Annotated in this window: 14 protein-coding genes; 9 read left to right on the plus strand and 5 right to left on the minus strand. The window is 70.6% G+C overall.

The window, feature by feature from the left end:
• Positions 1–42: 42 nt before the first annotated feature.
• The 3 genes from ACQPZK_RS07765 to ACQPZK_RS07775 all read right to left on the minus strand — a co-directional run bounded on the left by ACQPZK_RS07765 (position 43) and on the right by ACQPZK_RS07775 (position 5,727).
• Positions 43–1,428 (minus strand): cellulose binding domain-containing protein, encoded by a 1,386-nt coding sequence (locus ACQPZK_RS07765; protein WP_433537629.1) that lies wholly within the window; start codon positions 1,426–1,428, stop codon positions 43–45.
• A 291-nt stretch (positions 1,429–1,719) separates the two neighbouring features.
• Positions 1,720–3,339: a cellulase family glycosylhydrolase gene (locus tag ACQPZK_RS07770; RefSeq protein WP_433537630.1), complete on the minus strand. Its 1,620-nt coding sequence runs from the start codon at positions 3,337–3,339 to the stop codon at positions 1,720–1,722.
• Between the two features lie 1,179 nt (positions 3,340–4,518).
• Positions 4,519–5,727 carry a DUF349 domain-containing protein gene (locus ACQPZK_RS07775; protein WP_433537631.1) on the minus strand — a complete coding sequence of 403 codons (1,209 nt, stop codon included), beginning with the start codon at positions 5,725–5,727 and terminating at the stop codon, positions 4,519–4,521.
• 201 nt (positions 5,728–5,928) lie between these two features.
• Here ACQPZK_RS07775 and ACQPZK_RS07780 point away from each other — a divergent pair, with 201 nt between their 5' ends.
• From ACQPZK_RS07780 to dapF, 3 genes are read left to right on the plus strand one after another with little or no spacing between them, the layout of a single operon-like run.
• Positions 5,929–6,870, plus strand: coding sequence for a hypothetical protein (locus tag ACQPZK_RS07780; RefSeq protein WP_433537632.1), 942 nt, complete (start codon positions 5,929–5,931; stop codon positions 6,868–6,870).
• Entirely contained in the window at positions 6,867–7,772 is a 906-nt protein-coding gene (gene miaA, locus ACQPZK_RS07785; RefSeq protein ID WP_433537633.1) for a tRNA (adenosine(37)-N6)-dimethylallyltransferase MiaA, read from the plus strand. Before ACQPZK_RS07780 ends, miaA begins: the two co-directional genes overlap by 4 nt.
• Positions 7,773–7,779: 7 nt before the next feature.
• Positions 7,780–8,637 (plus strand): diaminopimelate epimerase, encoded by an 858-nt coding sequence (gene dapF / locus ACQPZK_RS07790; protein WP_433537634.1) that lies wholly within the window; start codon positions 7,780–7,782, stop codon positions 8,635–8,637.
• Positions 8,638–9,013: 376 nt separating this feature from the next.
• Here the strand turns inward: dapF and ACQPZK_RS07795 are convergent, their stop codons facing one another.
• The gene (locus ACQPZK_RS07795; RefSeq protein WP_433537635.1) at positions 9,014–10,480 is read right to left on the minus strand and encodes an NAD-dependent malic enzyme; all 1,467 of its coding nucleotides are present in this window, start codon (positions 10,478–10,480) and stop codon (positions 9,014–9,016) included.
• 184 nt (positions 10,481–10,664) lie between these two features.
• Here ACQPZK_RS07795 and hflX point away from each other — a divergent pair, with 184 nt between their 5' ends.
• Positions 10,665–12,119, plus strand: a complete 1,455-nt coding sequence (hflX, locus tag ACQPZK_RS07800; protein WP_433537636.1) for a GTPase HflX — start codon at positions 10,665–10,667, stop codon at positions 12,117–12,119.
• A 50-nt stretch (positions 12,120–12,169) separates the two neighbouring features.
• A complete protein-coding gene (locus ACQPZK_RS07805; RefSeq protein ID WP_433537637.1) occupies positions 12,170–13,921 on the plus strand; it encodes a hypothetical protein in 1,752 nt (583 codons plus the stop codon).
• 106 nt (positions 13,922–14,027) lie between these two features.
• On the opposite strand, the gene lexA is transcribed toward ACQPZK_RS07805, so the two are convergent.
• Complete coding sequence (gene lexA / locus ACQPZK_RS07810) at positions 14,028–14,813, minus strand: transcriptional repressor LexA (protein WP_433537638.1); 786 nt, start codon at positions 14,811–14,813, stop codon at positions 14,028–14,030.
• 528 nt (positions 14,814–15,341) lie between these two features.
• Here lexA and nrdR point away from each other — a divergent pair.
• The 4 genes from nrdR (at position 15,342) to ACQPZK_RS07830 (ending at position 21,573) form a co-directional block, all read left to right on the plus strand.
• On the plus strand, positions 15,342–15,842 hold the full coding sequence (gene nrdR, locus ACQPZK_RS07815; RefSeq protein WP_433537639.1) for a transcriptional regulator NrdR: 501 nt from the start codon (positions 15,342–15,344) through the stop codon (positions 15,840–15,842).
• Between the two features lie 34 nt (positions 15,843–15,876).
• Complete coding sequence (locus ACQPZK_RS07820) at positions 15,877–18,783, plus strand: vitamin B12-dependent ribonucleotide reductase (protein WP_433537640.1); 2,907 nt, start codon at positions 15,877–15,879, stop codon at positions 18,781–18,783.
• A gap of 908 nt (positions 18,784–19,691) precedes the next feature.
• Positions 19,692–20,267 carry a TetR/AcrR family transcriptional regulator gene (locus ACQPZK_RS07825; protein WP_433537641.1) on the plus strand — a complete coding sequence of 192 codons (576 nt, stop codon included), beginning with the start codon at positions 19,692–19,694 and terminating at the stop codon, positions 20,265–20,267.
• Positions 20,268–20,355: 88 nt separating this feature from the next.
• Entirely contained in the window at positions 20,356–21,573 is a 1,218-nt protein-coding gene (locus ACQPZK_RS07830) for an MFS transporter (protein ID WP_433537642.1), read from the plus strand.
• Positions 21,574–21,698 lie beyond the last annotated feature (125 nt).

A 21,698-nucleotide genomic window follows, 5' to 3' on the forward strand; every position in this document is an offset into this window, starting at 1 on the left:
GGTCGGGGCCCGCCGGCACGGCGGACCCCGACCGACTCACGGTCAGACCGTGATGCGACCCGCGCCGGCACCGCCCGTCACGATGGACTTGACGTTGCTCGCGGTGTCCAGTTGGTACGAGTACGGGATGCTGGCGACGCTGCCACCGGTCTGGCCGGCGGGCGAGTTGACGAAGTGGTTGTTCCGGGCGACCAGCTTGCCCGGCCCGGAGTCGGCCTCGCCGAGGTGGTACGTGTCGGGGACGTTCTCGAAGTAGTTGCCCTCGACGAGCACACCGGCGTTCTCGGTGGAGGCCACGCCGTAGCCGGTGTTGGCCCGGTAGTAGTTGTTGTAGACGTGCACCGGGTTGCCGAAGCGCACCCGGGGATTGCGCTGCTTGCTGCCGTCGAACCAGTTGTGGTGGTACGTCACCCGCAGGTGCCCGGTGTCCTGAGCGCCGTTGTCGTCGCTGTGCCCGAGCAGCATGGTCTTGTCGTGGTTGAAGACCCGGTTCCACGACACCGTGACGAAGTCCGAGCCGCGCTTGATGTCGACCGCGCCGTCGTACCCGTTGCTGAAGGTGTTGTGGTCGATCCAGATGTTGGTGGCCGACTCCTGAACGTTGATCGCGTCGTCGTTCCAGTCCCGGAAGGTCAGGTTCCGGATGATGACGTTGCGGTCACCGCTGACGTTCAGTCCACAGCCGACGATCGTCGCGCCGGAGTTGCCGAGGATGGTCTTGTTGGACCGCACCCGCAGCATGCCCGAGCAGGAGATGGTGCCGGAGACCCGGATGACCGCCGACCCGCTCGCGTTCAACGCGCTGGTCAGCGCCGAGGCGTTCGTGACGGTGGTCGCCGGTGCGCCGCCACCGCCGGTGGTGCCGCCGTTCTGGGTGGCCCAGCCGACCAGTCCGGTCTGCGGCGGAACGCTCGGTGGTGGATCGCTGGGGATCGGTGGGGTGGTGGGCGTGCCCGGGGTGGTCGGTGGCGCGGTGGTCGGTGGCGCGGTGGTCGGTGTGGTCGTGCCGCCGGTGCACGCCACGTTGTTCAGGGTGAAGCTGGTCGGGGCCGGGTTGCTGGAGTTGTTCCAACTCGCGTTGAAGCCGAACGAGGCGCTGCCGTTGGTGGCCAGGTTGCCGTTGTAGTCGACGTTGGCGGCGGACACCTCGCTGCCGCTCTGCGTGACGGTTGCCCCCCACGCCTGGCTGACCTGCTGGCCGGCCCCGTACGACCAGCGCAGCGTCCACCCGGAGACCGGGTCGCCGAGGTTGGTGACCGTGACATTGCCGGTGAACCCGCCCGGCCACTGGCTGGCGACCGAGTAGGCGACCTGACAGCCGGCTGCCGCCTGGGCCGATACGGCCGTCAGGAGACCGCCGGTGACCAGCGCGGCGGTCGCGGCGGCGGTGGTGGCGAGCAGCGTCGTTCGACGCTGTGCTGTGCGCATGCTGCTTCCCTTCGATGAGGCGGACACACTGTCGCGACGCCCATGCCCGTGGGCGGCGAGGTGGGCCGGGATCTCAAGGTCCCGGGTCCGCCGGTGCGGTTCGGTGCGGAGAGCGGCTCCCGCGCTCGCGCCGGCCGCGACGGAGGCAAGCGCTTTCCCGATGGAAACATAGAAGCACCTGGATGTAAATGCTCCGCGCGGCCGGGGCGCGGTCGCCCTGCACGTGACTTGGCGCGCGCCCGGCCCGAGGTGGCCGACGCCCTCGGCGTGGGCGTCGACCACCTCGGAAGCTCAACAGCTCGCGCTGTTGAGCTTCACGGTCGCCGGGGCGCTGGCCGTACCGTTGGCGGTGAAGCCCACGGTGACCGAGGCGCCCGCCGCCAGAGACGGCGCGTGGCTGGGCGCGGCGGCCGTGACCGTCGTACCGGACTGGGTGACGGTGGCGTTCCACCCGCTGCCCAGCGTCACGCCGGACGGCCAGGTCCAGGTGACCGTCCACGGGTTCACCGCCGCCGTGCCGGTGTTCTTCACGGTCAGTTCACCCTGGAAGCCGCCCTGCCAGGCGTTGACCTGCCGGTAGGTGGCCGTGCAGGTGCCGGGGGGCGCGCTCGTCGGCCCGCCGGTGGGGCCGCCCGTGGGGCTGGCGGTGGGGCTGCCGGTCGGCCCACCGGTGGGTCCGCCGCCGCTCGGCGCGATCAGGTACGGCTGCAGGATCGCCTGCTTGGTGGTGTTGACGTTGGTCCAGTCGTCCAGCGCGATGCCGCCCGTGTCACCCGAGTTCGGGTTCCACGACCAGTACGTGAACGACATCCCGGTGACCCCGGTGCCGGTGTAGGCCATCAACTTCTCCAGCCACACCCGGTCCTTCGGGTCGGCCAGCGTGCTGCCGAACTCACCCATCATGATCGGGGCGATGTTCTGCTTGTAGAGGTAGCCCCAGTACTTGTCCCAGATGGCCGGCAGGTTCGCCGGGTAGTCCGGGGCGTCGAACCAGGTCTGCCGGTACACCGACGTCGCGTACTCGTGCGGCGAGTAGACCAGCCGGTTCGGCACGTTCAGCCGTACCGGGAACTGACCCGCCTTGGACAGGTTGCCGCCCCACCAGCCGCAGTCCTCGTCGTTGCTCGGGTCGTTGTCCCACACGTTCGAGAGACCACCGCTCGGGCAGCTGACCCCCTCCACGAAGATCAACCAGTTGGGCTGGACACCGAGGATGGCGTTACCGGCCCGCTCGGCGGCGAGCCGCCAGTCCCGCGTCGTGTCGCCACAACCCCAGCACGCGCCGGTGGCCGCCGGATTCGTGCCCTCGGCGTGCGGCTCGTTGTGCAGGTCCGCGCCGATCACCGTCGAGTTGCCCGCGTACCGCTGCGCGAGCATCTTCCAGTCGTTGATCCAGGTAGCCTCGGAGACCGTCGACGTGTACCACAGCGGCGACTGCCCGGCCGACGTCGGCCGGTGCCGATCCAGGATGATCCGCATACCCTTGCTGCCGGCGTAATCGATGACCTTGTCCAGGATCTGCAACGGCGACAGCCCCACCAGGTCCGGGTTGACGAAGTCGTTGATCCCGGTGGCCGTCGCGCCCGCCTTGATCGAGTCGTTCGAGTACGGCACCCGAAGCGTGTTGTAACCCAGCCGGGCCATCGTGTCGAGCTGACCGCGCCACGGATTGCTCGACCAGAGCCCGTGGAATGTCTTGTTGTCGGTCTCCATGCCGAACCAGTTGATGCCGGTCAACCGGACCGTCGCCCCGGTGCTGTCCACGATCTGGTTACCGTTCGTGTGCAGATAGCCGGTGCCGGTACCCGCTGCGGAAGCCGGGGTGGTGCTGACGGTGGCGGCGAGGAACACGCCGGCCGCGGCGGTGGCGAGCGCGGTCAGCGCGCCGCCGAGAGCTTTCGTACGGGTCATTCGAGCTCCACTTCGGATGCACGACGCCGTCCATCGACGACGCCGGCAGGCGGCCGCGCGCACATCACGGCCCCTTGGGGTACGCGGACAGTGCGCGACGGCCCATGTCACGCGGACGGGAAACTCGCGGCAGCTCACCGGCCGATCCTCGACGGCGATGCTCGCCGTCGGCGCCCTCGGCCCGGTGGCCCTACCTGACTCCGTCGCCCATTCTCATCAGCCCACCTCAATGCGTCAACTGCCCACCTCGCGTCACCCCGCGTCACCCCGCGTCGCCCCGCGTCGCCTCGCGTCGCCCCGCCCCGCGTCGTCCCGGTCGTCCCGGTCGTCCCGGTCGTCCCGGTCGTCCCGGTCGTCCCGGTCGTCCCGTGTGGCCCCGCGTCGCCCCCGTCTCGTCCCGCGTCGTCCCGCCCCGCGCTGCCCCCGCGCGTCGCCCCGCGTCGTCCGGCGTCGTCCCGCCCCGCGCTGCCCCGCGCGTCGCCCCGTCTCGCCGCGCGTCGCACCGTCTCGGCCCGCGCTGCTTTTCTGCGCCGCGCTGTCCTGCGCTGCGTCCTCGCGCCGCCCCGCCCTGCGCTGTCCGGCGCGGCCCGGTGCCGCCTGGTCGCTCGGGAAAGATCGTGCTCGATCCTGGTTGTAGTGGTGTCAGGATGCTGGATGGGCACTACATCCAGGATCGAGCGTGATCATGGCGATGGGCACATGCCCGAAGCCTGCTTCCCCGCACCCGCCGCCTCAGCCCGCCCCAAGATCCTCACAACTTCGGGGAAGTTGCTGCTTCCCGCGCGTCTGAGGCAGCAACTTCCGGGATGTTGTGACGATCTTGGCGTGCGGGCGTGCGGGCGTGCGGGCGTGCGGGCGTGCGGGCGTGCGGGCGTGCGGGCGTGCGGGCGTGCGGGCGTGCGGGCGTGCGGGCGTGCGGGCGGGGCGGGCAGAGGCGACGCGAGGCGGGGGAATGGCGAGACGGGGGCGGGGCGGGCAGGGGCGAGGCGATGCGTGAGCGAGGCGCGGCGACGCGGGGGGAGGTGAGGGCGACGCGGGGGAGGTGAGGGCGACGCGGGGGGAGGTGAGGGCGAGGCGGGGCGAGGTGAGGGCGAGGCGAGCCGGGGCGGCGGGGGTCGCCGGGATGCGCGAGAGCCCCCGGTCCCTCTCGGGGACCGGGGGCTCTCGGACTGCGTCAGGTCAGCCGGCCTGCTCGGCGAGCTGCAGGAACTGCCGCTTCGAGGCGAGGGCCTGCTCGGCTTCCTTGATCCGCCGGGCGTCCCCGGCGCTCTGTGCCCGGGCCAGCCGCTCCTCGGCCTCCGCCACCTGGGCCCGCATCTGGGCGAGCAGCGGGTTGTCCTCCTTGGTGGTACGCCGCCACGCGGAGTCCATCACCTCGCGGACCTTGTCGTCGATGACGCGCAACCGGCGCTCCAGGCCGGCGGCGGCCTCGCGCGGCACCCGCCCGGCCTCGTGCCACTGGGCCTGGATCTCCCGCAGCTTGGCCTGGGCGCCCTTGGGGTCGGCGTCGATGTCCAGGGCCTCGGCCTCGGCCAGCAGGGCCTGCTTACGCTCCAGGTTGCCGCGCTGCTCGTTGTCCCGAGCGGAGAAGACCTCGCTGCGCCGGGTGAAGAAGGCGTCCTGCGCGGCCCGGAACCGTTCCCAGAGCTTCTGCTCGGCCTCCTTGGAGGCGCGGGGCGCGGCCTTCCACTGGGTCATCAGCTCCTTGAGCTGGTTGGCCGTGGCAGCCCACTCGGTCGAGTCCGAGATCTTCTCGGCCTCGGCGACCAGTTCCTCCTTGACGGTCTGCGCCTGCTTGCGCTGCGCGTCCAGGGAGGCGAAGTGGGCGCCTCGGCGCCGGGTGAAGCCGTCCCGCGCGGCGGCGAAGCGCTTCCACAGCTCGCCGTCGGCCTTCTTGTCGACCCCGCGAATGGTCTTCCACTCGTCGAGGATCTCCTTGAGCCGGTCACCGGCCGTCTTCCAGCCGGTCGACTCCGCGGCGAGCTTCTCGGCCTCCTCGACCAGGGCGGTCTTGCGGGCCAGGGCCTCACCGCGGGCGGCGTCCCGGGCGGCTCGCGCCTCGGTGGCCTTCTCCTCGGCGACCGTCGCCAGCTTGTCCAGTCGGGCGATCAGAGCGTCGATGTCGCCGACCACGTGGGCCTCCGGCAGCGTGGCGCGGATCCGCCGGATCGTGCTCAACGAGTGCCCGGCGTCCGCCGCGCCCGAGTTGAGCCGCGCTTCGGTGAGATCCACCTCGGTGACCAGGTCGGCGAAGCGGCGTGCGAAGTGCGCGAGCCCCTCCTCCGGCGCTCCTGCCTGCCAGGATCCGACCACCCGCTCGCCCTCGGCGGTCTTGACGTAAACGGTGCCGTCCGCGTCCACCCGTCCGAAGGCAGTCCAGTCGCTCATGTGCCCATCCTCGTTCTCCCGGCGTCGAGGGAGCCGTCCCCCGTCGCCGCCACGGCGCAGCCAAGTTGCTTCCGGCATTGTCACAGGTCCGACCCGGTCCGCGTCGAGCGCCTATCGCCGACCGTGACCATACGGTGTCCTAGGGCCTGATTGACCGGATCGCCGCGGAGACGCACCGGGGATTCCCGCTACGGTGAACGGGTGCCACTGGTCGCCGCCGCCGTCTGCCCGCATCCGCCCCTGCTCGTGCCCGATGTGGCCGGTGCCGCCGCCAGCGAACTGGACGAGCTGCGGTCGGCCTGTGACCTCGCCGTCGGCCGGCTGCTGGCGAGCGGCCCGGACGCGGTGGTGCTGCTCGGTGTCGGCCCGGTGACGGGCCTGGTGCGGCCCCCGGCGACCGGCTCGCTCCAGCCGTGGGGCGTCGACCTGGACGTGCCCCTGGTACCCGGTCAGCCGGACCGGGGCGCCGTGCTGCCGCTGAGCCTGACCATCGGCGCCTGGCTGCTGTCCCGGCACGCCCCGCTGCCGACAGCGTCCCACGAGCAGCCGTCCCACGAGCAGCCGTCGCGCGGGCCGGCAACCAACGGGCAGGCAACGAACGGGCCGGTGACAAATGGGCAGGCAACGAACGGGCCGGTGACAAATGGGCCGGCAACGAACGGGCAGGTGACAAATGGGCCGGCAACGAACGGGCAGGTGACAAATGGGCCGGCAACGAACGGGCCGGCAACAAACGGGCCGGCAACGAACGGGCCGGTGACCGCCGTGCAGGTGGCGGCCGACGCCGGGCCGGTCGAGGTGGCCGCGCTCGCCGCCGAGGTCGCCGCGGCCGGTGACCGGGTGGCGCTGCTGGTGCTCGGTGACGGGTCGGCCTGCCGGGGCCAGAAGGCCCCCGGCTACGACGACCAGCGCGCTCTCCCGTACGACGAGGGGGTCGCCACGGCCCTGGCCGAGGCGAACCTGGACGCCCTGCGCGACCTGGACCCGGGTCTGTCGGCGCAGTTGCAGGTCGCGGGCCGGGCGGCCTGGCAGGTGCTCGCCGACGCGGCCCGCGCCGGCGGCGGCGGATGGCGCGGCGAGTTGCTGCACGAGTCGGCGCCCTACGGTGTGGCCTACTTCGTGGCGTCCTGGGAGCGAATGTGACAGTCGTTGCGGTGGTGGGCCCGACGGCGGCGGGCAAGTCGGCGCTGAGCATCGCGCTCGCGCACGCCCTCGACGGTGAGGTGGTCAACGCCGACTCGATGCAGCTCTACCGGGGCATGGACATCGGCACCGCGAAGCTGACCCCCGACGAGCGGGACGGCGTGCCGCACCACCTGCTCGACATCTGGGAGGTGACCGAGCCGGCCAGCGTCGCGGAGTACCAGCGGCTGGCCCGGGCGGCGGTGGACGACATCCTCGCCCGGGGGCGCGTGCCGCTGCTGGTGGGTGGCTCGGGGCTGTACGTGCGCGCGGTGCTCGAACGATTCGAGTTTCCGGGCACGGACGCGGCGCTGCGCGAACGGCTCGAACGCGAGTTGGCCGAGGTCGGGCCGGCGCCGCTGTACGCGCGGCTGCGCGCCGTCGACCCGGTGGCCGCCGAGGGCATCCTGCCGGGTAACGGCCGGCGGATCGTCCGGGCGTTGGAGGTGATCGAGCTGACCGGCGCACCGTTCACCGCGTCCCTGCCGCAGCCCACCCCGTACTACCCGTCGGTGCAGCTCGGCGTCGACCTCGACACCGGGCTGCTGGACGAGCGGATCGCGCTGCGGGTGGACCGGATGTGGGCCGACGGTCTGGTCGACGAGACCCGCGAGCTGGTCGGCCGGGGCCTGGCCGAGGGGCGGACGGCGAGCCGGGCGCTCGGCTACCAGCAGGTGCTGCGCCTGCTCGACGGGGAGCTGACCGAGGAGCAGGCGCACGACGAGACGATCCGGGCCACCCGGCGGTTCGTCCGCCGGCAGCGGTCCTGGTTCCGACGTGACCCGCGGATCCAGTGGCTCGACTCGGCCGCGCCGGACCTGATCGAGGCCGCCGTGCGTCTTGTGCCGGCCACTGCGCGATGATGGGGACGTGGAGTTCACCAAGGGTCACGGCACCGGCAACGACTTCGTCCTCCTGCCCGACCCGGACGGTCAGCTCGATCTGACCCCGGAACTGGTCGCAGCGCTCTGCGACCGGCGTCGCGGTATCGGCGCGGACGGCGTCCTGCGGGTGGTCCGCGCGGCCAAGCATCCCGACGGCGCCGGCCAGGCCGGCGAGGCCGAGTGGTTCATGGACTACTGGAACGCGGACGGCTCGTTCGCCGAGATGTGCGGCAACGGCGCGCGGGTCTTCGTGCGCTACCTGCTCGACACCGGGCTCGCCACGCCCGCCGGCGCGGCGTTGCCGGTGGCCACCCGCGCCGGCGTCGTGCGCGCGCTGGTCGAGGGCGGCGCGGTCTCCGTCGAGATGCGCAGACCCCGGCTGTACGACGAGTCGAGTGCCACCCTCGGCGGTCTGACCCTGTCCGGCACGGTCGTGGACGTCGGCAACCCGCACCTGGTGTGCGTCCTGCCCAGTGGCGTGGAGTTGTCCGCGCTGGACCTGACCGTCGCGCCCGGGTTCGACCCGGCGGTGTTCCCGACCGGCGTGAACGTCGAGTTCATCGTGCCGGGCGACCCGGTCGACGACACGGACGGCCACACCCTGATGCGGGTGTACGAGCGCGGCAGCGCCGAGACCCTGTCCTGCGGCACCGGCGCGTGTGCGGTGGGCGCGGTGGCCCTGCGCGACGCGGGCCGGGACACCGGTGTGGTGGCCGTAGACGTCCCGGGCGGACGTGTCACGGTCACGGTCACCAAGGACTCCTGCTGGCTCTCCGGCCCCGCCGTCCTGGTGGCCACCGGCGAGGTCGACCTCTCCACCCTGCCCGCCGAGGCTCGGCGCTGAAGCCGCTCGCTCAGGCCGCGGCCCCCTGCTGAAGGGCTTCCGCTCACCGGCTGCCGTCGGTTGTTGTTGGTCCTTTGCTCTGCTTCACTCCAGGCAACACCCCGTGTCCGGTTATCGGACGCCAGGGTGTTGCCTCGGTTGAAGCAGAGCAAAGGGCGCGAGGCAATCGGGGACGCCTCCCGAGCTTCCCTCGCTCTCGACCCGGCAGTGCGGCGGGCACCCGGCAGTGCGGCGGGCACCCGGCAGTGCGGCGGGCACCCGGCAGTGCGGCGGGCACCCGGCAATGCGGCGGGCACCCGGCAATGCGGCGGGCACCCGGCAGTGCGGCGGAGACCCGGCAGTGCGGCGGGCACCCGGCAGTGCGCCGGGCACCCGGTTACGGGGTGGCGCTGGCGGTTGCGGCGATCTCCGGGAGGTCGGCGGGGCCGGGGTCGGCGGCCGGCAGTGGGCTCGGGTTGTGCGCGGCGGCGCGGACGGCGGCGGCGACCGCCGGGGCCACCCGTGAGTCGAAGACGCTCGGCACGATCACCGTCGGGTTGATCTTGTCCTCACCGACCACGTCGGCGATGGCCTGAGCGGCCGCGATCGCCATCTCCTCGGTGAACTCCTCGGCGTGCGCGTCCAGCATCCCGCGGAACACGCCCGGGAAGGCGAGCACGTTGTTGATCTGGTTCGGCTGGTCCGAGCGGCCGGTGGCGACCACCGCGGCGTGCTTGCGCGCCTCCCGCGGGTCGACCTCCGGGTCCGGGTTGGCCAGCGCGAAGACGATCGCATCCTTGGCCATGCCGGCGATGTCGTCGCCGGTGAGCAGGTTCGGTGCGCTCACGCCGATGAACACGTCGGCACCTCGGATCGCACCCGGCAGGTCACCCGAGTAGTTCTCCTTGTTGGTGTTGTCCGCCAGCCACTGCCAGGCGGGGTTGAGGTCGGTCAGGCCGCGGTGCAGGGCGCCCTGCCGGTCGTACGCGATGATGTCGCCCACGCCCTGACGCAGCAGCAGCTTCATGATCGCGGTGCCGGCCGCGCCGGCGCCGGAGACGACCACCCGGACGTCCGAGAGCCGCTTGCCCACGACGCGCAGCGCGTTGGTCAGCGCGGCCAGCACGCAGATCGCGGTGCCGTGCTGGTCGTCGTGGAAGACCGGGATGTCCAGCGCCTCGCGCAGCCGGGCCTCGATCTCGAAGCAGCGCGGCGCGGCGATGTCCTCCAGGTTGATCCCGCCGTACGCGGGCGCGATCGCCTTCACGATCTGCACGATCTCGTCGGTGTCCTGGGTGTCCAGCACCACCGGCCACGCGTCGACCCCGCCGAAGCGCTTGAACAGCGCCGCCTTGCCCTCCATCACCGGCAGCGAGGCGGCCGGGCCGAGGTTGCCCAGGCCGAGCACCGCCGAGCCGTCGCTGACCACCGCGACGGTGTTGCGCTTGATAGTGAGCCGCCGGGCATCCGCCGGGTTCTCGGCGATCGCCATGCAGACCCGGGCCACCCCCGGGGTGTACGCGCGGGACAGCTCGTCACGGTTGCGCAGCGCGACCTTCGAGGTCACCTCGATCTTGCCGCCGAGGTGCAGCAGGAACGTCCGGTCCGACACCTTGCGCACGTCCACGCCGTCCAGCGCCCGGAGCGCGTCGACCACCTGGTCGGCGTGCTTGGCGTCGGCCGTGTCGCAGGTCAGGTCGACGATCACGTGGGTCGGGTCCGAGTCCACCACGTCCAACGCCGTGACGATCGCTCCGGCCTCACCGACGGAGGTGGTGAGCCGGCCGATCGAGGAGGCGTCCGCGGTCACGGCGATCCGGATGGTGATCGAAAATCCGGCGCTCGGCAGTCGGGTGATGGCCACGGGATCCCTCCGTCACGGCTGTGCGGCCGGTCGGCCGCCGCCCAGCATTTCTACCGGGTTGTGGAGGTCGACCGGTATTCGCCCCCACTTTTGGCGACCTCCAGCACGGGCATATAGCAGGTGCGCTGGGCGTTGTGACGTGTCAGGATTACGTTCTACTTATCAAAACGGACAGGAGAACCGCTTGCGAGACCAGGAGAACTTCGTCCCCATGGAGGACGAGTTCGACGACGTCAGCACCGGCGAGCTGGACCTGTCGGAGCGGCAGTCTCTCCGGCGCGTCCCCGGCCTCTCCACCGAGCTCAGCGACGTCACCGAGGTGGAGTACCGCCAGCTGCGGCTGGAGCGGGTCGTCCTGGTGGGCGTCTGGACCGAGGGCACGGTGACCGACGCGGAGAACTCCCTGACCGAGCTGGCCGCGCTCGCCGAGACGGCGGGCTCGCAGGTGCTCGAAGGGCTGATCCAGCGTCGTACGCGACCCGACCCCGCCACCTACATCGGTCGCGGCAAGGTTGACGACCTCGGCGCGGTGGTGCTCTCCACCGGCGCCGACACGGTCATCTGCGACGGCGAGTTGTCCCCGTCGCAGCTGCGCAACCTGGAGCAGCGCACCAAGGTCAAGGTCGTCGACCGCACGGCGCTGATCCTCGACATCTTCGCCCAGCACGCCAAGAGCAAGGAAGGTAAGGCGCAGGTCGAGCTGGCCCAGCTCGAATACCTGCTGCCCCGGCTGCGCGGTTGGGGCGAGACGCTGTCCCGGCAGACCGGTGGTTCCGGTCGCGGCGGCGGCGCCGGCGGCGGTGTGGGTGTGCGTGGTCCCGGTGAGACCAAGCTGGAGACCGACCGGCGGCGGATCCGCCACCGCATCTCCCGGCTGCGCCGCGAGATCAAGAGCATGAAGACGGTACGCGTCACCAAGCGCGCCCGTCGTACCCGCAACTCGGTGCCCGCCGTGGCCATCGCCGGCTACACCAACGCCGGCAAGTCCAGCCTGCTCAACCGGCTGACCGGCGCGGGCGTGCTGGTGGAGAACGCGCTCTTCGCCACGCTGGACCCGACGACCCGCAAGGCCACCGCCTCGGACGGGCGGCTCTACACCCTCTCCGACACGGTCGGCTTCGTACGGCACCTGCCGCACCAGATCGTCGAGGCGTTCCGCTCGACGCTGGAGGAGGTCGCCGAGGCCGATCTGGTGGTGCACGTCGTCGACGGCACCCATCCGGATCCGGAGGAGCAGGTACGGGCGGTGCACGAGGTGCTCGCCGAGGTGGGCGCGGACCGGCTCCCCGAGCTGCTGGTGGTCAACAAGACCGACGCCGCCGACGAGGACACGCTGCTGCGGCTCAAGCGCCTCTGGCCGGACGCGATCTTCGTCTCGGCGCACTCCGGTCGGGGTGTCGACGGGTTGCGCGCGGCGATCGAGGAGCGGCTCCCGCAGCCCGCCGTGGAGGTACGGGCCGTCCTGCCGTACGACCGTGGCGACCTCGTGTCCCGGGTGCACCGTTCGGGCGAGGTGCTCAGCACGTCGCACCTGGCGGAGGGCACTCTGCTGCACGTGCGGGTCAGCGCGGCGCTCGCCGCCGAGCTGGCGCCGTACGACGTCGCGCGTGCGGGCGAGGCGGTCGGCAGCCGGCCTTGAGCGGCCCCGGCGTCATCCATCGGAAACGCGCGGCATGCGACACTGGCCGAATGCGCCGCGTTGTTTCCTCGGTCACGGTTGCCCTCGGCCTGTTCGGGGCAACCGTGGCGCTGGCCGGAGTCGCCGTAGCCGCTCCTGCTCCCGTGTCGTTCCAGCCCCTCGCCGCCGCCGGCAAGAAGCGCTGCACGGTCACCGACGAGCGTCTGCGGGAGCTGTCCGGCCTGGTGGCGACGAAGAGCGGTTACATCGTCATCAACGACGGCACCGAGGTCGACGCGCGCAAGCGGATCTTCTTCCTCGACAGCAAGTGCAAGGTCGTCAAGGAGCCGGTCCGCTACTCGGGTGCGGGGCCGTTCGACACCGAGGATCTCGCCGTCTCGCCGAAGGGCGACACCCTGTGGATCGGTGACATCGGCGACAACGCCACCAGCAAGGAGCGCCGGACGCGGATCGCGGTCTGGACGATGCCGATCGCCGGTAACAAGCAGCCGGTGTTGCACCGGCTCTCCTACCCGGAGAACAAGCCCCGTGACGCGGAGGCGCTGCTGGTGGGGGCCGACAACCTACCGTTGATCATCACCAAGGTGGCGAACGGCAACTCGGAGATCTTCACCCCGACGGCGAAGCTGAGGAGCGGCGACACCCCGCCGGTGCCGATGAAGAAGGTCGGCGAGATCAAGCTGCCGAAGACCACCACCGAGAACCCGCTGAGCGTCTACGGGCGGCTCGCGATCACCGGTGCCGCCCGTTCGCCGGACGGCACCCGCGTCGTCGTCCGCACCTACGCGGACGCCTTCGAGTACGACGTCACCGGCGACGACATCGTCGGGGCCCTCACCACCGGCAAGCCACGGGTGACGGCGCTGGCCGACCCGTTCGGCGAGGCCATCTCGTACACCCCGGACGGCAAGTCCTTCGTCACGGTCTCCGACGCCGGTCAGCTCACCGCCGACGAGCCGGTCGACATCCTGAGCTACACGCCGTCCACCAGCGTGGCGGCGCCCCTGGCGGCGTCCGCGGGAGACAAGCCGGCCGCCCAGAAGTCCTGGATGGACGGGCTCAGCTTCACCGACATCACCTATCTCGTGGGCGCGGTCGGCGTACTCGGTGTGCTGCTCGTCGGCGCCGGCATCGTCGGCATCGTGCGTGCCCGCCGTCGACCGCCCGCCGACGACGATGCGGCGGACGACGCCGACGACCGCGCTGGCACGTCCGGTGGCGACCGTGTGCCCCCGGGCGGCGGCCGACCCAACGCCGCCGGTGTGTACGGCGGCGCAGCAGCCAGTGGCGGGGTCTACGGCGGCTCCGGCCGGGGCGGTCCCGCTCCCGCCGGCGGTGGCGTCTACGGCGGTGGCGCACGCCCCAGCGGCGCGGGCGGCGGGGGTCAACGACCGGCCGGTGCCGGGAGTGGGCGTCCGGCCGGCCCGGCGGGAGGCGGTTACGGCGGTGCCCGGCCCGGTGGGGGCGGCGGAGCTCCGGCCGGCGGCGGCGTGTACGGAGGCGGCCGTGCCGGCGGTCCCGGAGGGGGCCGGTCCGGTGCCGGCGGTGGCCGGTCCGGTGGTGGTGGCGGCGGTGGCCGACCGGGCGGCGGCGTGTACGGCGGTGGTGGCCAGCCAGGAGGCGGCCAGCCGGGCGGCGGTCGGGCCGGCGGTGGTCGGGCCGAGCCGCCGCGGCGCGGTGGGCAGGAGCCGGACTACCGGGCTCAGCGGCCCGGTCGTCGGCGTGAGGACGACGCGCCCGTCGACCCGTACGGGGGGCAGTATCCCGGCGGCGGTCGTGGCCCTCGGGGCGACCGCTACTGACGCGTCCGGCATCACCCGGGCCTGATCGCGACGGCTCTGCGGGTCGGTGAAGCGCGAACGGTCGAGCGACGCGGGTGAGCGCCGTGGGCACCCACCCGCGTGTCGGTCAGATCCGGCGGAGCACCGCCACGACCCGGCCCATGATGGTGGCGTCGTCACCGGCGATCGGGTCGAAGGCCGGGTTCTGCGGCATCAGCCAGACGTGCCCGTCGCGCCGACGGTAGGTCTTCACGGTCGCCTCGCCGTCGAGCATGGCGGCCACGATCTCGCCCGAGTCGGCGGTCGGCTGCTGCCGGACGACCACCCAGTCGCCGTCGCAGATCGCCGCGTCGAGCATCGAGTCGCCCTTGACCTGGAGCATGAACACCTCGCCCTCGCCGACCAGCTCACGGGGGAGGGGGAAGATGTCCTCCACGGCCTGCTCGGCGAGGATCGGCCCACCGGCGGCGATCCGGCCGAGCATCGGCACGTACGCCGGGGCCGGCCGCTGGGCGCGGGACACCTCGTCGTCGATGGCTTCGCTGGGCGCGCGGACGTCCACGGCGCGCGGCCGGTTGGGGTCGCGTCGCAGAAAGCCCTTCTTCTCCAGCTCCTTGAGCTGGTAGGCGACGCTCGACGGTGACACCAGGCCGACCGCCTCGCCGATCTCCCGGACGCTCGGCGGGTAGCCGTGCCGCTCCACCCACGTGCGGATGAACTCCAGGATGCGGCGCTGGCGGGCGGTCAGGTCGACCGTCGCCGGGTCGGGGAAGGCGCTGACCACCGGCGTGACCGGGCGCACGGCGGGCTGACCCGTCCGGCTGCGCGCGGCGGTGCGGCGTCGGGTGGCTGGCGGGCCCGCCTCGGTAATCTGCTGCGGGCTCTTCGGCCGGCTGGCCCGGTCCTCGGTCACGTCCGTCCTCCCTGGTCGGCGCTGGGTGCCTCGTCGGCTCGTGGTGCGTGCGGTTGTTCCTGACCGTATAGGTGAGATCGGTCATTTTCAAACATCTGTACGACCTCTCACCGGCGTGTCGGGGTGAAAAACGGCTCCGGTCGTACGGATGTTCTGATAAATGGTACGTCGGATAGCACGCGTGTTCGATTGTCGGCCGATTTCCGCCTTGCCCTGGTCGTCCGGCCGGTAACTCGGGCGGGGTGTCGGCGTTGGTTCTGCGGTGGGCTCGTGGGGGTGGGATGACCGGATGGTCCGTGACGCGCCGGACACGCCGGTCAACTTGACCGGGGTTCGTCTGCGACATACGGTCGACCCCTAGATGTAGTAGTGACACGGGCGTAAGTTGCCCACAGGTTGGGTCCGACTACCGACCGCACTCCCGTAGGGTCGATCACGGCGACCGCCATGAGCGCATGGCACCGCCGCGGCGGCCCGTGCCCGGGTGTGTCCGGTACGACGCGATTGATCATGATTGGGAGGTCCGCGATGCGGTGTCCGTACTGCCGACACGCCGACTCCCGCGTGGTCGACTCGCGGGAGGCCGACGACGGCCAGCTCATCCGACGGCGACGCTCCTGCCCGGAGTGCGGCAAGCGGTTCACCACGGTCGAGGAGGCGGTCCTCGCGGTCGTCAAGCGCAGCGGGGTGACCGAGCCGTTCAGCCGCACGAAGATCATCGGCGGGGTACGCAAGGCGTGCCAGGGCCGGCCGGTGGACGACGACTCGCTCGCGCTGCTCGCGCAGCGGGTGGAGGAGACCGTCCGGGCCAAGGGGGCCGCCGAGATCCCCAGTCACGAGGTGGGCCTGGCGATCCTGGGTCCGCTGCGCGACCTGGACGAGATCGCCTACCTGCGGTTCGCCAGCGTTTATCGCTCCTTCGACTCGCTCGCCGACTTCGAGCGCGAGATTGAGACGTTGCGGGAGGCGGCGCGAGCCCGGGAGCAGGGCGGGGCCGACGCGGTCGAGGCCGCCGGCCGTACCAACTGAGACTTCACTGTTTTCCGAGAGATCAGGACGCGCGGTGGGTGACCGCGCAGACGAGGGGGGCGACGGCGTGACAACGAGCCGTTCACGAAACAAGGCAGGCGCGGGGCTGAAGACCGAGCGCGTGTGGACGACGGAGGGGGTCCACCCGTACGACGAGGTCTCGTGGGAGCGCCGGGACGTCGTGATGACGAACTGGCGGGACGGCTCGATCAACTTCGAGCAGCGGGGCGTGGAGTTCCCGGAGTCGTGGAGCGTCAACGCGGCGAACATCGTCACCACCAAGTACTTCCGGGGCGCGGTGGGGACCCCGGAGCGGGAGTGGTCGCTCAAGCAGCTCATCGACCGGGTCGTCACGACCTACCGCACCGCCGGTGAGGAGTACGGCTACTTCGCCAGCCCGGCCGACGCCGAGGTCTTCGCGCACGAGCTGACCTGGATGCTGCTGCACCAGGTGTTCAGCTTCAACTCGCCGGTCTGGTTCAACGTCGGCACGCCGTCGCCGCAGCAGGTCAGCGCCTGCTTCATCCTGGCCGTCGACGACTCGATGGACTCCATCCTCGACTGGTACAAGGAGGAGGGGCGGATCTTCCAGGGCGGCTCGGGCGCCGGGGTCAACCTCTCCCGGATCCGTTCCTCGAAGGAGCTGCTCTCCTCCGGCGGCACCGCCTCCGGCCCGGTCAGCTTCATGCGCGGCGCGGACGCCTCCGCCGGCACCATCAAGTCCGGTGGCGCCACCCGGCGCGCGGCCAAGATGGTCATCCTCGACGTGGACCACCCGGACATCGAGGAGTTCGTGGCGACCAAGGCGCGCGAGGAGGACAAGATCCGCGCGCTGCGCGACGCCGGGTTCGACATGGACCTCGGTGGCGCCGACATCGTCAGCGTGCAGTACCAGAACGCCAACAACTCGGTCCGGGTCTCCGACGAGTTCATGACGGCGGTGGAGAACGGCAAGAGCTTCGACCTGCGCGGTCGGCTCGACGGCTCGGTGATCGACACCGTGGACGCCAAGAAGCTGTTCCGCACCATCTCGCAGGCCGCCTGGGAGTGCGCGGACCCCGGCCTGCAGTACGACGACACGATCAACGACTGGCACACCTGCCCGGAGACCGGGCGGATCACCGCGTCGAACCCGTGCTCGGAGTACCTGCACCTGGACAACTCCTCGTGCAACCTGGCCTCGCTCAACCTCATGAAGTTCCTCCGCGCCGACGGTGGCTTCGAGGTGGAGAAGTTCGTCAAGTCCGTCGAGTTCGTCATCACCGCGATGGACATCTCGATCTGCTTCGCCGACTTCCCGACCGAGAAGATCGGTGAGACCACCCGCGCCTACCGGCAGCTCGGCATCGGGTACGCCAACCTGGGCGCCCTGCTGATGGCGTCCGGCCTGCCCTACGACTCGGAGCAGGGCCGCTCGGTCGCCGCCGCGATCACGTCGCTGATGACCGGTACCGCGTACCGCCGTTCGGCCGAACTGGCCGGCGTCGTCGGCCCGTACGACGGCTACGCCCGCAACGCCGAGCCGCACAAGCGGGTCATGCGCAAGCACGCCGCCGCCAACGACGAGATCAAGCCGACCAGCCCGGTGGCTACCGCGATCGTCCGCGAGGCGACCAAGCAGTGGACCCAGGGCAACAAGATCGGCGACAGGAACGGCTGGCGTAACGCGCAGGCGAGCGTCCTCGCCCCGACCGGCACGATCGGCTTCATGATGGACTGCGACACGACCGGTGTGGAGCCGGACCTGGCGCTGGTCAAGTTCAAGAAGTTGGTCGGCGGCGGCTCGATGCAGATCGTCAACCAGACCGTGCCCCGCGCCCTGCGCAGCCTCGGCTACCCGGAGGAGCAGGTCGAGGCGATCGTCGAGCACATCGCCGACCACGGCCACGTGGTGGACGCCCCCGGCCTCAAGCCGGAGCACTACCCGGTCTTCGACTGCGCGATGGGCGAGCGGACCATCGCCCCGATGGGCCACGTGCGGATGATGGCGGCCATCCAGCCGTTTGTCTCCGGGGCCATCTCCAAGACGGTCAACATGCCCGAGACGGCCACCGTCGAGGACGTCGAGAAGATCTACTTCGAGGGCTGGAAGCTCGGCCTCAAGGCCCTGGCGATCTACCGGGACAACTGCAAGGTCGGCCAGCCGCTCTCGGTGGCCAAGAACAACAAGTCCGCCGAGCCCGCCGCCGTCGAGACCGCGACCGCCGCGCCGGCCGCGGTGGAGAAGGTCATCGAGTACCGGCCGGTGCGCAAGCGCCTCCCGAAGAAGCGCCCGTCCGAGACGGTCAGCTTCTCCGTCGGCGGCGCCGAGGGTTACCTGACCGCGTCGTCCTACCCGGACGACGGCCTCGGCGAGGTCTTCCTCAAGATGTCCAAGCAGGGCTCGACCTTGGCCGGCGTGATGGACGCCTTCTCGGTGGCCATCAGCATCGGCCTGCAGTACGGCGTGCCGCTGGAGACGTTCGTCAGCAAGTTCACCAACATGCGCTTCGAGCCGGCCGGCATGACCGACGACCCGGACGTGCGGATGGCGGCCTCGGTGATGGACTACATCTTCCGTCGCCTGGCGCTGGACTTCCTGCCCTACGAGCGCCGCGCCGAGCTGGGCATCTTCACCGCCGGCGAGCGGGCCGCCCAGCTGCGGGCCGAGGCCGACGCGGAGGCTGCCGCCGTCACCGGTGCGGACCTCACCGCGATGGCGTCCTCCGCGCCGGTCGAGGCTCCCGCCAAGACCGAGGCGGTCGCCCAGCCGGCCCAGGAGATGGCCGACGTGGCCGCCGCCAAGCCGGCCCCGAGCGTGGGTTCCAGCACCGAGCTGTTGGAGGCCGTGATCGGCAAGGCCGCCGACGCACCGCTCTGCTTCACCTGCGGTACGAAGATGCGCCCCGCCGGTAGCTGCTACGTCTGCGAGGGCTGCGGCTCCACCAGCGGCTGCAGCTGACGTACGCAACAAGCGCTGCCCCGGCTCCCTTTCTGGGAGGCCGGGGCAGCGCCGTTTCCAGGCTCTTCCGGGAGCGTGCAGAGGTGAGCGCCCGCCCAGCGGCTATGAGCGTGCATTCTCACCGAGTCTCGAGTGTCGCCGATCGGGGCAGCGTGACACCAAGCGCAACCCGTATCGCTTCGGCTGCATGCTGGTCGCTCACCGTATCCGGCCGGCCAAGCCAGGTCACGCGGATCGCGGCAGATCAGTGAACGTGGACGTCCCGCCTGCATCCGGGTCCGTGACTACTCAAGATTTTTTGCGCGCCAAACTGCGTTAGAACCAGGTCCACGGTCGTATCAGTCGCCACAGGCGCCCACGCCAGCGCGCACGCCGAGGGTGCAAGAAGACCTCTATGTCCTCCAGCGCGTTGCCGGCAGTCCCCCTGACGTGAGGTCTGGCGCGTACGTGGCGGAGTGCGGGGACCACACGATCTTCGTCGAGTTGACCGTAGACCCTCGCGAGGTGCCCGAGGCAAGTGGCTGCAAGCGCCTGCACCTGGTGGTCATGGTGATCGAGCAGGGTCAGGTAGAGATCCTGCGACACCCTCCAGTCGCCGTCGCCGTACAACGCGCACCCGACCATTGCATCCGTAGCCCCGACGATGTCGTTGCGGTCGAGAGCCCTCCGCACATCGGTGGGCGTTGCCGACGGAGGGTTGTGAAAGGTGTGGTGCTGGTGGCTCATGGCCAACATCTTTGATCATCGCGGCCGCCGCGAACATCGGCTTATCAACAGGCTCAGGGTCGGGACGGTAGGCGATCCCGGACCAGCCCCACTGACCACGGGTTCATCCTGTGACGGTCCGCCCATTTATTTTGCACCGATCGTTCTCAAGAGCTAGGCTGGCGGTCGGGAGGGCGTGGATCATGGCGCGACACAAAGAGTTCGAACCTGACGTGGCGCTCGACCGCGCGGTCGAGGTCTTCTGGGATCTCGGATACGAGAAGGCGTCGGTGGGGGACCTCGTCGATCGGATGGGAGTCGGCCGGAGGAGCTTGTACGACACCTTTGGTGACAAGCGCGCTCTCTACCTGAAGGCCCTGGATCGGTACTCCGGCACCGTCGAGAGTGAGCAGAGGCAGCTTGCGGGTGAGCAGGCTGGAGCGCGAGATGCGTTGCGCGTGCTTTTCGAGGCGTCGATCCGCGAAGGTCCTCCTCGTCCGGCGGGCTGTTTCGTTGTGAACACCGCTACAGAGGTCGCTGTGCATGACGACGAAGTGGGTCAGTGGGTGGCGCGAAGTTTCGGCCAATGGCAGACGCTTATCGAGGACGTCATCGTTGATGGCCAACTCGCCGGCGAGATCGCCGGCCATCATGATCCCGAAATGTTGGCCGCCATTCTTTTCAATGCCTGGATCGGACTCCGGGTGCAGGCGCGGGTGGACAGGGATCCTCAGCGGCTGGCGCCGATGATCGAAGGCATGCTACGGCTACTGGACTGATCGGGGCCGCTGGTCCAGCGATCGTCAGGGCATGGCGGCCTGTTCTGAATCCGCACTGATCGTTCTTAATAAGTGGTGGGAGATGTTGATGAAGGACGGCGAGACCGCGGAACGCCGCTTCTGGCCCGCTGTGGCAGCTATCGCGCTCGGGGCTTTCGCTCTGGTGGTGACCGAGTTTCTTCCGGTGGGTCTACTCCCACAACTGGGCGCGGACACCGGTGTGTCGGCGGGAGTAGCCGGTCTGACGATCACCGCACCGGCTGTGGTCGCCGCAGTTGCCGCTCCGGCGATGACCATGCTCATCGGCCGAATCGACCGCCGCGCGGTCCTGCTTGCGCTCACCGGCCTACAGATCATTTCGGCGGCCGCATCGGCTCTGGCTCCCAACTTCGGAGTGCTGCTAGGGGCGAGGTTGCTGCTCGGCGTAGCGATCGGAGGCTTCTGGGGCGTCGCCCTGGCCGCGGCCGCCCGGCTCGCACCGGCGAACAAAGTCCATGTCGCGTCATCAGTGGTGATCGGTGGCATCTCGGTCGCCAGTGTGGTCAGTGTTCCTGCCGGTGCGGCAATAGCTGAGCATGGCGATTGGCACCATGCCTTCTGGATCGCCGCCGTGCTGGCCGCCGCCACCCTGGCCTTGCAGGCCGTGGTGCTACCGCGCATCGAAGCGGGGCAGTCCGTCATCCCCGCGCATTTCTTCGGTCTGCTCCGTACGCCGAGAGTGTCCCTGATCCTGGCCGCCATCCTCTTGATCGTGGCAGGCCACTACGCCGCCTACACTTTCATCACACCGTTCCTCCAGCAAACCGTTCACCTGCGCCCAGGTCCGCTCAGCGCTTTGCTGCTGGCCTACGGGATATTTACCGTGGTCGGCAATTTCGGGGGCGGCGCGGCAGCAGGGAGGCGGCTGCCCGCATCGGTCCTGGGGACGGCAACAACGTTCTTCTTGGCCCTGCTCGCGGTTGCCGTGTTCGGAAGCTATGCGATCGTGGCGATCCCGGCGATGCTCGTCTGGGCGCTCGCTTGGGGAGCCGCCCCGGTGGTGACGCAGCTGTGGCTGTACCACGAGACGCCCCACGCGATCGAAGCGGCGCAGGCCATGAATACCAGCGTCTTCCAACTGTCCATAGGTTGCGGCTCGTTGCTCGGGGGTCTCGTTGTGGACACCATCAGCGTCCGCAGCTCGATGTGGCTCGGCGCAGCCGTCCTGGCCTGCGCCATCATCACGGTCTTGATTCTGCGCTCGTTCCGCCAGAGGCCGACCGGGCCGGCTGCTGGGAGGCCTGTCGCCACAGAATCCGTCCCATGAGAGGTGCCGGCCGGTGCAGCGCAGAGCGGCTCCGATCGTAGGTGCGCGCTGCGCTGCGCCGGGGCCGGTGTTGCTGGAACCGCGACAGCAACTGGTGGGACGGCAACTTCGACACCGGCACCGCC

Origin of the sequence: Micromonospora sp. CA-249363 (assembly GCF_050950185.1) — a bacterium.
In the GTDB taxonomy this organism is placed as follows: Bacteria; Actinomycetota; Actinomycetes; order Mycobacteriales; family Micromonosporaceae; genus Micromonospora.

Bases quoted from the DNA above. Each gene is read 5' to 3' on its own strand.
- ACQPZK_RS07765 (WP_433537629.1), bottom strand. From the start codon at position 1,428: ATGCGCACAGCACAGCGTCGAACGACGCTGCTCGCCACCACCGCCGCC.
- ACQPZK_RS07770 (WP_433537630.1), bottom strand. From the start codon at position 3,339: ATGACCCGTACGAAAGCTCTCGGCGGCGCGCTGACCGCGCTCGCCACC.
- ACQPZK_RS07775 (WP_433537631.1), bottom strand. From the start codon at position 5,727: ATGAGCGACTGGACTGCCTTCGGACGGGTGGACGCGGACGGCACCGTT.
- ACQPZK_RS07805 (WP_433537637.1), top strand. From the start codon at position 12,170: ATGCGCCGCGTTGTTTCCTCGGTCACGGTTGCCCTCGGCCTGTTCGGG.
- nrdR (WP_433537639.1), top strand. From the start codon at position 15,342: ATGCGGTGTCCGTACTGCCGACACGCCGACTCCCGCGTGGTCGACTCG.
- ACQPZK_RS07825 (WP_433537641.1), top strand. From the start codon at position 19,692: ATGGCGCGACACAAAGAGTTCGAACCTGACGTGGCGCTCGACCGCGCG.
- ACQPZK_RS07830 (WP_433537642.1), top strand. From the start codon at position 20,356: ATGAAGGACGGCGAGACCGCGGAACGCCGCTTCTGGCCCGCTGTGGCA.